Annotated in this window: 18 protein-coding genes; 12 read left to right on the top strand and 6 right to left on the bottom strand. The window is 72.2% G+C overall.

Annotated features, from left to right (window positions below; all coding sequences use genetic code 11):
* Positions 1-106 precede the first annotated feature (106 nt).
* Genes ACERZO_RS38870 through ACERZO_RS38880 form a run of 3 tightly spaced genes read left to right on the top strand, consistent with a single transcriptional unit; the run spans position 107 to position 1,400 of the window.
* Positions 107-439, top strand: a complete 333-nt coding sequence (locus ACERZO_RS38870; protein WP_372671006.1) for a GntR family transcriptional regulator — start codon at positions 107-109, stop codon at positions 437-439.
* Positions 436-927, top strand: coding sequence for a hypothetical protein (locus ACERZO_RS38875; RefSeq protein ID WP_372671007.1), 492 nt, complete (start codon positions 436-438; stop codon positions 925-927). Before ACERZO_RS38870 ends, ACERZO_RS38875 begins: the two co-directional genes overlap by 4 nt.
* Before the next feature lie 11 nt (positions 928-938).
* Entirely contained in the window at positions 939-1,400 is a 462-nt protein-coding gene (locus tag ACERZO_RS38880; RefSeq protein ID WP_372671008.1) for a phage tail protein, read from the top strand.
* Here the strand turns inward: ACERZO_RS38880 and ACERZO_RS38885 are convergent, their stop codons facing one another.
* Positions 1,401-2,048 carry a TetR/AcrR family transcriptional regulator gene (locus ACERZO_RS38885; RefSeq protein WP_372671009.1) on the bottom strand — a complete coding sequence of 216 codons (648 nt, stop codon included), beginning with the start codon at positions 2,046-2,048 and terminating at the stop codon, positions 1,401-1,403.
* A gap of 55 nt (positions 2,049-2,103) precedes the next feature.
* Here ACERZO_RS38885 and ACERZO_RS38890 point away from each other — a divergent pair, with 55 nt between their 5' ends.
* Both ACERZO_RS38890 and ACERZO_RS38895 read left to right on the top strand, forming a co-directional pair.
* Entirely contained in the window at positions 2,104-2,649 is a 546-nt protein-coding gene (locus ACERZO_RS38890; protein WP_372671011.1) for an ester cyclase, read from the top strand.
* A gap of 69 nt (positions 2,650-2,718) precedes the next feature.
* Positions 2,719-3,348 (top strand): glyoxalase, encoded by a 630-nt coding sequence (locus tag ACERZO_RS38895; RefSeq protein ID WP_372671012.1) that lies wholly within the window; start codon positions 2,719-2,721, stop codon positions 3,346-3,348.
* On the opposite strand, the gene pdxR is transcribed toward ACERZO_RS38895, so the two are convergent.
* Positions 3,334-4,746, bottom strand: a complete 1,413-nt coding sequence (gene pdxR, locus ACERZO_RS38900) for a MocR-like pyridoxine biosynthesis transcription factor PdxR (protein WP_372671013.1) — start codon at positions 4,744-4,746, stop codon at positions 3,334-3,336. The two genes, ACERZO_RS38895 and pdxR, sit on opposite strands and share 15 nt — an antisense overlap.
* 47 nt (positions 4,747-4,793) lie before the next feature.
* Between pdxR and ACERZO_RS38905 the strand changes: the two genes are divergently transcribed.
* Together ACERZO_RS38905 and ACERZO_RS38910 are read left to right on the top strand one after the other, a co-directional pair.
* Positions 4,794-5,948, top strand: coding sequence for an MFS transporter (locus tag ACERZO_RS38905; RefSeq protein WP_372671014.1), 1,155 nt, complete (start codon positions 4,794-4,796; stop codon positions 5,946-5,948).
* A 249-nt stretch (positions 5,949-6,197) separates the two neighbouring features.
* On the top strand, positions 6,198-6,995 hold the full coding sequence (locus ACERZO_RS38910; protein ID WP_372671015.1) for an Fpg/Nei family DNA glycosylase: 798 nt from the start codon (positions 6,198-6,200) through the stop codon (positions 6,993-6,995).
* On the opposite strand, the gene ACERZO_RS38915 is transcribed toward ACERZO_RS38910, so the two are convergent.
* Complete coding sequence (locus ACERZO_RS38915) at positions 6,992-7,459, bottom strand: DinB family protein (RefSeq protein WP_372671016.1); 468 nt, start codon at positions 7,457-7,459, stop codon at positions 6,992-6,994. The two genes, ACERZO_RS38910 and ACERZO_RS38915, sit on opposite strands and share 4 nt — an antisense overlap.
* A gap of 74 nt (positions 7,460-7,533) precedes the next feature.
* Between ACERZO_RS38915 and ACERZO_RS38920 the strand changes: the two genes are divergently transcribed.
* Entirely contained in the window at positions 7,534-8,328 is a 795-nt protein-coding gene (locus ACERZO_RS38920; protein WP_372671017.1) for a PIG-L family deacetylase, read from the top strand.
* A gap of 182 nt (positions 8,329-8,510) precedes the next feature.
* On the opposite strand, the gene ACERZO_RS38925 is transcribed toward ACERZO_RS38920, so the two are convergent.
* Positions 8,511-8,906, bottom strand: a complete 396-nt coding sequence (locus tag ACERZO_RS38925) for a RidA family protein (RefSeq protein ID WP_372671018.1) — start codon at positions 8,904-8,906, stop codon at positions 8,511-8,513.
* A gap of 47 nt (positions 8,907-8,953) precedes the next feature.
* Here ACERZO_RS38925 and mtnA point away from each other — a divergent pair, with 47 nt between their 5' ends.
* The gene (gene mtnA / locus ACERZO_RS38930; protein WP_372671019.1) at positions 8,954-9,919 is read left to right on the top strand and encodes an S-methyl-5-thioribose-1-phosphate isomerase; all 966 of its coding nucleotides are present in this window, start codon (positions 8,954-8,956) and stop codon (positions 9,917-9,919) included.
* Here the strand turns inward: mtnA and ACERZO_RS38935 are convergent.
* Positions 9,916-10,131, bottom strand: a complete 216-nt coding sequence (locus tag ACERZO_RS38935; RefSeq protein WP_372671020.1) for a ferredoxin — start codon at positions 10,129-10,131, stop codon at positions 9,916-9,918. The two genes, mtnA and ACERZO_RS38935, sit on opposite strands and share 4 nt — an antisense overlap.
* 2 nt (positions 10,132-10,133) lie before the next feature.
* Complete coding sequence (locus ACERZO_RS38940) at positions 10,134-11,324, bottom strand: cytochrome P450 (protein ID WP_372671021.1); 1,191 nt, start codon at positions 11,322-11,324, stop codon at positions 10,134-10,136.
* A gap of 115 nt (positions 11,325-11,439) precedes the next feature.
* Between ACERZO_RS38940 and ACERZO_RS38945 the strand changes: the two genes are divergently transcribed.
* The 3 genes from ACERZO_RS38945 to ACERZO_RS38955 are packed head-to-tail and all read left to right on the top strand — an operon-like array spanning position 11,440 to position 13,360.
* Positions 11,440-11,949, top strand: coding sequence for a PadR family transcriptional regulator (locus ACERZO_RS38945; protein WP_372671022.1), 510 nt, complete (start codon positions 11,440-11,442; stop codon positions 11,947-11,949).
* Positions 11,946-13,160, top strand: a complete 1,215-nt coding sequence (locus tag ACERZO_RS38950) for a cytochrome P450 (RefSeq protein ID WP_372671023.1) — start codon at positions 11,946-11,948, stop codon at positions 13,158-13,160. The genes ACERZO_RS38945 and ACERZO_RS38950 overlap by 4 nt, the downstream gene beginning before the upstream one ends.
* A gap of 5 nt (positions 13,161-13,165) precedes the next feature.
* Complete coding sequence (locus ACERZO_RS38955; RefSeq protein WP_372671024.1) at positions 13,166-13,360, top strand: ferredoxin; 195 nt, start codon at positions 13,166-13,168, stop codon at positions 13,358-13,360.
* The last annotated feature ends 33 nt before the right edge of the window (positions 13,361-13,393 follow it).

The raw sequence follows: 13,393 nt of genomic DNA on the forward strand, positions 1-13,393 counted from the left end.
GCCGCCTCGCGGAGTGCGTCTTGGCACAAGCGTTGACACTTCACACGATGGTGCTAATAATACTAGCACCATGAGATGGACAGTCGATCATTCGTCGCGGGAGGCCTTGCCTCTCCAGATCGTCGCGTGCGTGCGCCGGGGTGTCGCCTCGGGAGAACTCACCGTCGGTGAACAACTCCCTCCCGCGGCCGAACTCGCCGTCGCCCTGTCGGTCGATCGCAACACCGTTCTCGCCGCCTACCGGCAACTGCGCGAAGAAGGCGTCCTGGAGTTCCGACGCGGCCGCGGCGCCCGGGTCGCCTCCGCCGTCACCGAACCCGCCCCCGTCACCGAGGCCGCGCAGGCCCTGGTGGCCGTTGCCCGCCGGCACGGTGTCGGGCGCCATGACCTGCTTCGGCTCATCGAGAAGCTGACACCTCGAGAGGACGGTGCCCGATGACGGCATCCGCGCGGTACTCGATCTACACCGGACGGTCGACGAACTGGCCGCTGGCCGTCACGCTCGCCGTCGCCCTCATGCTGCCGCTGGTGCTCCTGGGCACGCTCTCGCCCGGCAGCTGGCTCGATCCCGCCGGTCCGGCGATTCCGCTGCTCGTGGCCGCGGCCGTGGTGCTCGTCGCCGTCCTCACCGGGCTGAGCGTCCGGACGGCCACCGGGCCCAACGGCGTCTCCGTCCACTGTGGAATGTTCGGGTGGCCGCGGCGCACTTACCACCTGGCGGACATCGAACGCGCCGAGGTGACCGACCTCAAGCCGTCGCTGTGGCGCGTTTCCCTCGGCTACTGGTGGACCCCGAGCCACACCTACTTCGCCGTCCGGACCGGCACCGCCCTGCGGCTGACCCTGCGCTCCGGCCGGAGCGTGACGATCACCGTCCCGGACCCGCACGCCGCGCTCGCGATCATCCGCGAAGCCGAAACCTCCTGAAGGAGAACGCCATGCCGCACACCGTGGACTTCACCACCGTCTCGACCGCGGGCCTGGAGTCGTCGCCCGTCTCGGCCGCGCTCGCCGGCCTGCGGGCGAACGAGGCCCGGTACTTCAAGAACAAGTACGACCACGTCTTCACAGTCGACCCGGCCGCGGACGCGCAGTCCACTGTCGACTGGGTGCACCGGATCCTCGAGGAGGAACGCGGGATCGTCATCGCGGCCCGCCCGCTCGAGGCGACGGCGTTCCAGGTCGAGAACATCCGGATGGCGTACGTGTTCTACGAGAACGGCCTGTCGATCAACGTGATGTACACAGTGGACGACGGCGGGAAGCGCGCGGTCGGGTTCAAGCTCTCCGACGGGATGGAGGTGCCGGCGGAGCTGGCGGCGTTCAAGTTCGCCCGCCAGAAGTCCAAGCTGGCCGGCACCATCCGCGGTTCCTACTTCGTCATCAAGGGCGAGTACTGACTAACCGATCAGCTGCGCGGTCAACGTGCTCGCGAGCCACGACTCGTACTCGTCGTCGGTCCACCCGCGCGTGCCCACCAGCAGCTGGTAGACCTGCGGCGAGTTCAGCGTCCACACGATGTCCCGGGCGCGCTCGAAGCCGAGCCCGGCGCGCAGCCCGCCGATTTCGGTGAGCGCCCGGACCACCGCCCCGGCGCCCACGAGCCGTTCCCCCTCGATCGTGTCGGCGAACGCCGCCAGCTCGGGGTTGCCCGAGCGCGCCGCCGACAGCAGCAGGGCCAGCAGCGGGCTGAGCCGGACCGACAGCATGCGGCAGACCGCCGCGTACTTGTGCAGCTTTTCGACCGCCGACGTCTCGGCGGCGAACTCACGCCAGACGGGACGCTCCATGAGCGGCGTCGGCTCGTCGTCGCCCGCGAGCACCACGTCGTAGACGCCCTTGATCAGGTTTCCCTTGGTGCCGAAGGCTTTGTACACGGTGTCGATCGACACCCCGGCTTCGCCCGCGACGGCTTTGATCGTGGTCGCCGCGTAACCGTTCTCGAGCAGCAGGCGGTAGGTCGCGTCGAGGATCCGCCGCCGGGTCGCTCGCGCCTGCTCGGCCCGCGTCGAGTTGTCGTAGCGCTTCTTGACGCCCTCTCGTGGCATTGCTTATAGTCTCCCTAGATTCAATCTACCTCTACTATAACCAAGGAGAGGTGTCATGGACACCACGACCCGCGGTTCCACCGAAAGACCCGGTACAGCGAACGACGAAGCCATCGCGCTCTGCGTGCGCGCGATGCACTTGATGGGCACCGGCAGCCTCGCCGACCTCCACACCGTCATCCACCCCGACGCCACCAACCGGGAAGGCAAGGACGAGCCCGCGGCCTGCCGCGGCCGCGGTGCCGAAGCCTTCTACGCGACGGCTTTGTGGCTGCGCGCCGCCTATTCGGACCTGCACTGGGAAATCCACGACGCCGTCCACGCCGGCGACCTGGTGGTGCTCCACACCAGCATGGCCGGCCGGCAGACCGGGCCGTTCGTCACCTACGACGAGCGCGCCGCGGTCAAGCAGGCGATGCCGCCCAACGGAAACGCCTTCAGCGTCACGCAGTCCCACTGGTTCCGGGTGGCGGACGGCAAGGTCGTCGAGCACTGGGCCAACCGCGACGACCTGGGCTTGGCCGAGCAGCTTGGCTGGATCCCGCCGACCCCGAAGTACCTGCTCCGGATGGCGCTGGCCAAACGCCGCGCCGCCCGCTAGCGCGCCCCCGTCCCAACCGATCAGGAATCGAGAAGCGCTGGTCACGGCGCCGGACCTAGCGTTACCGGCATGACGAACATCGACTCCATCACCCTCGAGGTCACCGACACCGCCGCCGCCGAGCGCTTCTACGCCGACGCCTTCGGCCTCACCACGCAGCTCCGCTTCCGGACCGCGCAGCAGCCCTCGAGCGGGTTCCGGGGCTACACCCTCTCCCTCACCGTCGCCCAGCCCGGTGACGTCGATTCGCTCATGGCCAGCGCCGTGGAAGCGGGCGCCACCACGCTGAAGCCCGCCGCGAAGTCCATGTGGGGCTACGGTGGCGCCGTCCAGGCTCCCGACGGCGCCATCTGGACCCTCGCCACCTCGAACAAGAAGGACACCGGACCCGTCACGCGGGAGTTCGACGCCATCGTGCTGCTGCTCGGCGTCGCCGACATCGCCGCCACCAAGAAGTTCTACGTCGACCGCGGGCTCGCCGTCGCCAAGAGCTTCAGCCGCGTGTACGTCGAGTTCGAAGGGGGCGAGAGCGCGATCAAGCTGGCGCTCTACCGCCGCAAGGCGCTCGCCAAGCAGGCCGGCGTCGCCCACGAAGGCAGTGGCTCGCACCGGATCGCCGTCAATCACGCGTCCGGGGCGTTCACGGACCCGGACGGGTTCGCCTGGGAAGTCACGTCGGCCCAGTCACTCGACGCCTGACAGCAGGTCCGCGACCGCGGCGATCCCCGCTTCGATCGAGCGTTGCGGCGTGTCGCCGAAGCCCAGGACGAGCCGCGGTGCCGTCGCCGACGGCGTCGCGTGCATCCGGGCCAGGCCGTACAGCCCGACGCCGCGCTCGGCCGCGCGGGCGATCACCTGCTCCTCGTCGGCGCCCGGGGGCAGGTGCAGGATCGCGTGGAACCCCGCCGCGAGCCCGGTGACGCGGATGCCGGGGACGTGCGCGGCCAACGCCGTGAGCAGGGTTTCGCGCCGGGCCGCGTACTCGACGCGGGCGCGGCGCAGGTGCCGGTCGTAGCGCCCGGATTCGATGAGCAGGGCCAGCGCCAGCTGGTCGAGGCCGGGGCTCCCGCGGTCGGTGACGTGCTTGCCGCGCGCGAGAGCCTCGAGCAGCCGGGCGGGCGCGACCAGCCAGCCCAGCCGCAACGCCGGCGCCAGCGACTTGCTGACCGTCCCCAGCGAGACGACGCGGTCGGGGTCGAGCCCCTGCAGCGAGCCGACCGGGTCGCGGTCGTAGCGGAATTCGGCGTCGTAGTCGTCCTCGATGACGACGCCGTCACGCCGCCGCGCCCACTCGAGCAGCTCCTGGCGGCGGTGCCCGGCGAGCACCACGCCGGTGGGCCACTGGTGGGCCGGGGTCACCAGCACGGCCCGCGCGCCGCTGCGGTCGAGCGCGGCGACGTCGACGCCGTCCTCGTCGACCGGGACGGGCACGGCGGCCAGCCCGGCGGCGTTCGCCTGCTCGGTCGTCGTCCGGACGACGCCGGGGTCCTCGACGGCGATCGTGCCGATGCCGTCGGCGGCGAGCGCGCGCAGCACCAGCCCGAGGGCCTGGGCCATGCCGGTGCAGACGACGAGCTGGTCGGCCGTCGCCACGACCGCCCGCACCCGCCGCAGGTACGCGGCGAGCACTTCCCGCAGCTGCCGGGCGCCGGCGGGATCGCCGTAGTCGAAGGCGCTGTTCGGCGCGGTGCGGCAGACCTCGCGGACGGCCCACGCCCAGTCTTCGCGGGGCGCGAGGCGCAGGTCCGGGACGCCGTGACGGAAGTCGGCGACGTCGTACTCCGGCCGCTCGGGCGCACTCACCCGCGGCGGCTCGGCGGGCCGGGCGACCGAGGCCACCCGCGTCGCCGACCCCGCGCGGCTGGTCAGGTAGCCCTCGGCCTGCAGCTGCGCGTAGCAGTCCTGCACCAAACCACGCGACAGGCCGAGGCCGCGGGCCAGCTCGCGCGACGACGGCAGCTTCTCCCCGCCTGCCAGCCGGCCGCCGCGGATCGCGTCGCGCAGCTGGTCCTCCAGCTGGGTGCGCAGGCCCGCGCCGCTCTCGCGGTCGATCGTGAACAGCAGCTCCGGACTCAAACCGGCCCACTCCACAGCCATGGAACTGGACCTTACCGGTGACCCAGTTCGCTTCTACCGTTCTAGTCATGACCGCTGACCTGCAAATCCGGCCGAGGCTGGTATCCCGCGCCCTGCTCATCCGGTTCGTCTCGATCTTCGGGTCGTCGATCGGCTTCTACCTGCCGCTTTCGGTGGTCCCGCTGTTCGCGAAGCAGGCCGGCTCGGACAGCGGTGCCGGGCTCGCGACGGTCGCGCTGCTGCTCGCCACGGTCGCCGCCGAGCTGGTGACGCCGCGGCTGGTCGCCCGCGTCGGCTACCGGTGGGCGCTGGCCACCGGGCTGGTCCTGCTCGGCGCGCCGACGCTGCTGCTCACGGTCAGCTCGGACGTCTGGGTGATCGTCGGGGTCAGCGTGGTCCGCGGGATCGGGTTCGCGATCGCGGTCGTGGCCGGTGGCGCCGTCACCGCCCTGCTGATCCCCGCGGACCGGCGCGGCGAAGGCCTCGCGCTGGTCGGGATCGTCGGCGGGATCCCCGGTCTGCTGGCGCTGCCCGCGGGTGTCTGGGCGGCGGCGCACTGGGGCTTCACGCCGGTGTTCGTGGCGACGGCGGTGGCCACCCTGCTCGCCCTGCTGTCGGTGCCGGGCCTGCCGCGCTACTCCGCGACGCCCAAGGAAGACGGCGGCCACGGCGTCGTCGCCGGCCTGCGCAACGCGGTCCTGACCCGGCCCGCGACGATCTTCGCGGTGTCCGCCGCCGCGGTCGGCGTCCTGGTCACGTTCCTCCCGCTCGCCGCCTCGGACCAGCCCGCGTGGGTCGCCGCGAGCGCGTTGCTCGCCCAGCCCGCGGCGGCCACCGCGGCCCGCTGGGTCGCCGGCCGGCTCGGCGACCGCCACGGCCCGGGCGTCCTGCTGGTCCCGGGTGTGGTGCTGTCGGCCGTGGGCATGGCGGCGATCGCGGCCACCGGCACGCCGTCGCTGGTGATCGGCGGCGCGGTCGTGCTGGGCGCGGGGTTCGGCGCGCTGCAGAACGCGACGCTGACGCTGATGTACGCCCGCGTCCCGGCGGGCGGCGAGAGCGCGGTGAGCGCGATCTGGAACGCGGCCTACGACCTGGGCATGGCGGCCGGCGCGCTGGGCGCGGGGCTGGTCATCGGCTCGGTGGGCTACCCGGTGACGTTCGTCCTCGCCGCCGTGGTGATCGTCCCGGCGCTGGCCCTGGTCCGGCGGGACCGCCGCCCCTGACCGGCGGCCGCCGCGGCGGTCAGGTCACGACGCGGCGGCCGTCCTCCACCGGGTCACCCGCCCGGCAGCTCGATCACGGTGCCGGGTGCGCGCCGGGAACCCGTCGTGGCACGCTGGCGGCCGCCCGGTGCTCGGCCCGGCGAACCAGGCCCACCTGCGCCGCCCTGACCAACCGCGGGCACCGGCTCTACGAGTGGCCGCGGCCGGAGTGATCTGCGGCCGGGCGCCGGACTCGGCAGACTGGTCGGCGTGCCGGAACTGCCCGAAGTGGAGCTCGCCCGCCAGGTCCTCGCCGACGCGCTCGGCCGGGAAATCCGCGACGTCGACGACCACGACGACTGGGTCTGCCGTCCGCACGCGCCCGGGGACATCGCCGCCGCGTTGCGGGGCGGCCGGCTCACCGAAGCCCACCGGCGCGGCAAAACACTGTGGTGCGAAACGGAGAACGCCGACGGCGAGCCCGGCCCGAACCTCGGCCTGCACCTGGGGATGGCCGGGCAGCTGCGGTTCGCGGGCCGCAGCGGGCCGCCCGGGCCGCGGCGGTTCCGCGGCCGCGACGAGAAACCCGAGTGGTTCCGGTTCGGGATCACCTTCGCCGACGGCGAACAGCTGCGCCTCTTCGACACGCGCCGGCTCAGCCGGGTGCGGCTCGACCCCGACCTCGACGCGCTGGGCCCGGACGCCGGCGAGGTGTCGCGCGCGGACTTCCGCACGCGCGTGGGCCGCGGGCGGGCGCCGGTGAAGGCGCGGCTGCTGGACCAGTCCGTGCTGGCCGGGATCGGGAACCTGCTGGCCGACGAAACCCTGTGGCAGGCGGCGGTCAGCCCGGCCCGCCCGGTGCACGAGCTGACCGGCGAGGAGCTCACGGACCTGCACAAGGCGCTGCGGAAGTCGTTGCGCGCGGCGATCAAGCACGGCGGCGTGCACACGGGCGAGATCATCGGGCACCGCCGGGCGGGCGACCACTGCCCGCGCTGCGGCGCGGAGATGGCGCACGGCACGGTCGGCGGCCGGTCGACCTGGTGGTGCGCGAAGGAACAGGCCTAGCGCGGCCCGAGCCCGGTGCGCCCGTCGAGCAGCTCGCGGGCGACGTCGAGGTGGCCGGCGTGCCGGGCGGTCTCTTCGATCATGTGCAGGACCACCCCGCGCAGGTCGGCGGTGATCGCGGTGGGTGTCTTCGGCGGCGCGGACAACGGCGTCGCGGCGAAGATCTCGTCGGAGCGGCGGCACTGTTCGCGGTAGAAGGCGAAGACGACTTCGGCGGACCGGGGTGTCCGCAGCGGCTCGTGGTCGTCGTCCGGCCAGGGCACCGGGTCCGCGGTGCCGGTGACGACCTCCTGGAACCAGTGCCGTTCGGCGTACCCGAGGTGCTCGACCATGCCCAGCGCGGTCCAGCCGGACGGCAGGACGGCGGTCGTCAGCGCGTCCTCACCGAGCCCGTCGAGGATCGCCAGGACCACGGCGCGCTGGGCGTGCAGGAACGACAGCAGGGTGCTCTTCTCGTCGGCCACGACCGGGGACCCTAACGGCAGGTGCGCACCCTGGCGGGCGGTTTTTGTCGGTGGTGTTGGGTAGCTTGGCGGACATGGCAACACTGGTCACCTTCCACGCCCACCCGGACGACGAATGCCTGCGCACCGCCGGTGTCATGGCCAAAGCCGTCGCCGAGGGGCACCGCGTCGTGCTCGTCGTCGCCACCAAGGGCGAGGTCGGCGAGGTTCCCGAGGGCTTTCTCGCCGAGGGCGAACAACTGTGGGAGCGGCGCGTGCGGGAGTCGCACGCAGCCGCGGAGATCCTGGGCGTGGCCCGCGTCGAGTTCCTGGGCTACCGCGACTCCGGGATGATGGGCGAGCCGACGAACGACGAACCGGGCTGCTTCTGGCAGGCGGACGTCGAAAAGGCGGCGAGGGAGCTGGCGGAGATCCTGCGCGCGGAGTCGGCCGACGTGCTGACGGTGTACGACGACAACGGCGACTACGGCCACCCGGACCACATCCAGGTCCACCGCGTCGGCATGCGCGCGGCCGAGCTGGCGGGCACGCCCCGCGTGTTCCAGGCGACGTTCAACCGCGAGTTCATGCAGCGCGGCTTCGAGGAGGCGGTGGAGCAGGGGCTGATGCCCGAGGAGGCGGCGCCGAAGCCCCCGGAGAACGTCGAGTTCGGGAAACCGGAGGCCGAGATCACGGCGGCGGTGGACGTGTCGAAGTACGTGGGAGTCAAGCGGGCGGCCATGCGGGCTCATCCGAGTCAGATCAGCGAGGACATGTTCATGCTGGCCATGCCGGATGATGCTTTCGCGTTCGCCTTCGGGACCGAGTGGTTCATCCGGGCGGGGCAGGGGCCGGGGATCACGGAGACGGATTTGCTGGCCGGGTTGTAGGCCGGGGAGCCGACCCCAGCATTCCTGCACCGGCGCGACCGCTCGCGCGCGTCGGCGCAGGACGCCGGGTTCGGCGCGGCTCCAGCCCGCGGCCGACGCCGTGCGGGTGCCCCGCCGCCAAGCGGGAAGCGCCATCGCGCCTCGGCAGCCCGACCCCGCGGCCGGCGGCCGGCCGGCCTTCCTCAGTCCAGCGCTGCCGTTACGTCCAGCTCCACCAGCTGGCCCGGGAACCCCAGCTGAGCCACCCCCAGCAGCGTGCTCGCCGAGGTGAACGCCGCTCCGATCTCCGAGTCCGTCAGCCGGTCCCATACCTCGGCGAGCGTCGAGCGGTCTGTCGTCACCACGTAGATCACCGTCCGGACCACGTCCGCCGGGGCCGCTCCCGCGAACTTCAGCGCCGTCGCCGTGTTGGCCACCACCTGGTCGACCTGGGCCGCCACCCCCTCGGGCACCGATCCGCCGGCCGTCAACGGGCACTGGCCCGCCAGGTACACCGTGCGCCCGGCCGAGACGGAAACCACGTGGTGGTAGCCCGGTGGCGTGTGCAGTCCGGGCGGGTTCTGCCGTTCAATGGTCACCGTCGCATCTTCGCCGGGCGCGCAACCCGATTACCCAGGGAGGGCACGTGCGCAGGACCATCGACTGGGCCGACGACGCCGTCGTCGTCATCGACCAGACCGCCTTGCCCGGCGAGTTCCGGCTGCTGCACCTGCGGACCGTCGGCGAGCTCGTCGACGCCATCAAACGGCTCGCGGTCCGCGGCGCGCCCGCTCTCGGGGCCGCGGGCGCCCTCGGGGTCGCCCTTGCCGCGCGGACCAGCGACGACGTCGAGGCCGACGCCGAACTGATCGCCACCGCTCGGCCCACCGCCGTCAACCTCGCCTGGGGCGTCGAGCGCGCCCTCGCGAAGCGGCACGAAGGTCCCGAAGCCGTCCTGCAGGAGGCGAAAGCACTTCTCGACGAGGACGAACAACTCAACAAGGCCGCCTCGAAGCACGCCGCCGAGGTTGTGCTCCACGAATGCCCGCGCCGGCCGTTGCGACTGCTCAGCCACTGCAACGCCGGGCGGCTCGCCACCGTCGGGTGGGGCAGCGCGCTCGGTGTCGTCTGGCACCTGCACGCCCGCGGGCTCGTCGAGGAAGTCCTCGTCGACGAGACCCGCCCTCTCCTCCAAGGCGCCCGGCTGACCGCGTGGGAACTCGCCCAGGAAGGAGTCCCGTACCGGGTGCAGCCCGACGGCGCGGCCGCCGCGGCGATGGCGAACGGGATGGTCGACTGCGTGCTCGTCGGGGCCGATCGGATCGCCGCCAACGGCGATGTCGCCAACAAGATCGGTACCTACGGCCTCGCCATCGCCGCCAAGCACCACGGGGTGCCGTTCGTGGTCGTCGCGCCGTCGTCCACTGTGGACACGACACTGGAGACCGGCGCGGGTATCGCCATCGAAGAGCGCGATGCCCGCGAACTCACCCACTACGCCGGGACGCCGGTCACGCCGGACGGAACGCGGGTCTTCAACCCCGCGTTCGACGTCACCCCGCACGAGCTCGTCACGGCCGTGGTCACCGAACACGGCCGCTTCGAACCCTAGGGCCGCGGGCCGATCTCGCGGCCGCCGTCGGTCACCGTGATCGCCATCGCCGGGCACGAGTCCGCCGCGTCCAGCACCGTCTCGTCGGCCTCCACCTCAGGCGCCGCCGTCTGCGCCACCGCGCCGTCCAGGACGAACACCTCGGGCATCAGCGCGGCGCACATGCCCGAGCCGATGCAGGTGTGTTCGTCGACTTCCACGTGCCACGTCATGGTCACCATCCGATCGGCATCGACCGCGGTCCGCGGACGAGCATCTGCGTCTTCCACACGATATCGCCGGCCAGGTGCAGGCCCGGCAGCTCGGTGACCAACGCGCGCAAAGCCTCCTGCAGTTCGAGCCGGGCCAGCGGCGCGCCCAGGCAGTGGTGGACGCCGTGGCCGAAGCCGAGGTGGTGGGTGTCCCCGCGGTCGAACCGCAGCCGGTCGGCGTCGTCGAACTGCAGCCGGTCGCGGTTGGCCGCGCCGACCGCCACCAGCACCGGCTCCCCCGCCTTCACGAGCACGCCGCCGACCTCGACGTCTTCGGTGGCGTAGCGCGCGAAGCCGGCGCCCGCGCCCAGCGGCACGAACCGCAGCAGCTCCTCGACGGCGGCCGGGATCAGGTCCGGGTCGTCGACCAGCCGCTGCCACTGCCCGGGCTGGTCGAGCAGCGCGCAGACGAAGTTGGGGATCTGGCTCGCGGTGGTCTCGTGGCCGGCGACGAGGATGCCGACGCACAGGTCGACCAGCTCCAGCTCGGTCAGCCGGTCGCGGGTGTCGCGCGCCTCGATCAACGCCGTCATCAGGTCGTCCTGGGGCTCCGCGCGGTGCTCGGCGATCAGGCCGCGCATGTAGTCGCGCAGCTCTTCGCGGTTGCGCTCGAACTCCTCCGGCGTCAGCCCGCTGGTGGACAGCGCGGCGTCGCTCCAGACGCGGAACTTCGGCCGGTCGGCGACCGGGACGCCGAGCAGCTCGCAGATCACCGCGACCGGGATCGGCAGCGCGTAGAGGTCGACGAGGTCGGCGGGCGGGCCGACGGCCTTCATGTCCGCGATCAGCCCCGCCGCCAGCGAGGCGACACGCGGCCGGAGCAGCTCGACGCGGCGCATGGTGAACGCCTTGGCCACCAGCGTCCGCAGCCGCGTGTGGTCGGGCGGGTCCATCTGCAGGATGCCGCCTTCGCGCTGCACGGGCGAGCGCCGCGGCGCGTCCTTCTCCTTCTCCATCGCCCGCGAGAACCGGCGGTCACCGAGCACGAGCCGGGCGTCGGCGTAGCGGGTGGCCAGCCACGCGGGCTCCCCGTACGTCATCTTGACCCGGACCATGCCCTCGGCTTCGCGGGCGGCCGCGTAGGCCTCGTTGAGGTCGAGTCCCGCCTCCTCGTTGAAGGGGTACGAGAGCGGCTCGGTGTGGGTGACGGTCATTCGGAAAACCCCCGTGCTCGGTTGTAAGCAGCTGCTTACAAAGCTACACAGTTTCTTCCCACCTGTCACGATCCGCCATTGCCCAGTCACGGAATCCTAGGTTACGGTGACCTAGGTGTGGATCGAGATCCTCTTGCTGTCGAGGCTGGACCGCGAACCGATGCACGGCTACGAGCTGCGCAAAGCGGTCGAAGCGTCGACCGGGCACACCTTGTCGAACAACTCGCTCTACCCGACCCTGCGGCGCTTCGTCGACGCGGGTGCGGTGAGCCGCAGCGCCGAAGAGCAGGAGGCCAAACCGCCGCGGCACGTCTACACGATCACCGACGTCGGGCGGGAGCTGCTGCACGACATGCTTGCGGACTTCCCGGCCGAGCTGGCGCTCAGCCAGGAGGAGTTCCTCGCGCGCGTCGGCAGCTTCAGCCGGCTGCGACAGGAAGAACGCGCCCGCGTTCTCGACGTGCGCAAACAGGCGCTCACCACCGAGCACACCCGGCTCACCGGGCTCGCCGCCGGGCAGGCCGACCCGTGGAGCCGCGCCGCGCTGAACCACGCCATCGGACGGCTCGACGCCGAGCTCCGCTGGCTCGCCGACCTCGAAACCGAACTGAGGAGAGACGCATGACCACCACCGAAGAGACGCCTCGCCTCCCCTTCACCCGGGCGAACGCGCTCGCCATCGCCCCGGACTACGAAGCCCTCCGCAGCCGGGCGCCGATCAGCCGGGTGCTGACCCCGGCCGGCGACCCGGCGTGGCTGGTCACGTCGTACGAAGAGGCCAAGGAAGTCTTCCGCGACAAGCGCTTCGGCCGTTCGCACCCGGCGCCGGAGCAGGCGTCGCGGATCTCGAACGCCGCGATCCAGGACGGTCCGAGCGGAGACTTCGAAACCGAGGAGGCCGAGCACAAGCGGATGCGCCGGATGCTCGCGCCCGCCTTCTCCGCGCCGCGCATGCGCGCCCTCGGCGACCGGATCGCCGAGCTGACCGACCGCTGCCTCGACGACCTGCAGGCCGCCCGCGACGCGCACCCCGGCGAGCCGGTCGACCTCACCGACTTCCTCGCGTTCCCGCTGCCGGTGCTGGTGATCTGCGAGCTGCTCGGCGTGCCGTACGCCGACCGCGAGCACTTCCGCGGCCTGTCCGAGCGGATCGCGAGGATGGACGGCGGCGAGGACGCGCAGGCGGCGATGGCCGAGTTCAAGGCCTACATGCTGAAGCTGGCCGAAGCGAAGCGCGCCGACCCGCAGCCGGACGTCATCTCCGACATGGTCGCCGTGCAGGCCGACGATCCGACGTTCACCGACGACGACCTGGCCCGGATGGGCGCCGGCCTGCTGTTCGCCGGCCACGAGACCACGTCCACCCGGATCGCGATGGGCACGCTCTTCCTGCTCAGCGACACCGCCCGCCGCGACCGCTTCGCCGCCGATCCCGACGGCGAGGTGAACCAGACCGTCGAGGAGATCCTGCGGCTGACCGCGACCAGCGGCACCGGCCTGCTGCGCTACGCCCACGAGGACGTCGAGATCGCCGGGACGCGGATCCGGCGCGGCGACGCGGTGCTCATCTCCAGTGACGCGGCCAACCGGGACGCTTCGGTGTTCGCCGACCCCGACGAGTTCGACCCGGACCGGACGCCGAACGTCCATCTCGCCTTCGGCACCGGCGCGCACGTCTGCATCGGCGCCAACCTGGCCCGCACCGAGCTGCGGACGGTGTTCCCGAAGCTGTTCCGCCGGTTCCCCGGCCTGCGGCTGGCGGCCGGGATCGACGACATCCCGGTGCGCGTCAACCGCGTGGCCGGCGGGGTCGACGCCGTGCCGGTGACGTGGTGAGCCCGGTGAAGATCACCGCCGACACCGACGCCTGTGTCGCGTCCGGACAGTGCGTCCTGCTCGCGCCGGGGACGTTCGACCAGGACGAAGAGGCCGGCACGGTCGTCCTCCTCGCCGACGAACCGGCGGCCGGTGAGGAGGACGCGGTCCGCCAAGCCGAGCTGACGTGCCCGGCCGCGGCGATCCGGCTGACCGGGTAGGAGCGCGCCTGTCCTGTTTGCCGGTTAGCCTGC

It is taken from the genome of Amycolatopsis kentuckyensis (assembly GCF_041679295.1).
In the GTDB taxonomy this organism is placed as follows: domain Bacteria; phylum Actinomycetota; class Actinomycetes; order Mycobacteriales; family Pseudonocardiaceae; genus Amycolatopsis; species Amycolatopsis kentuckyensis_A.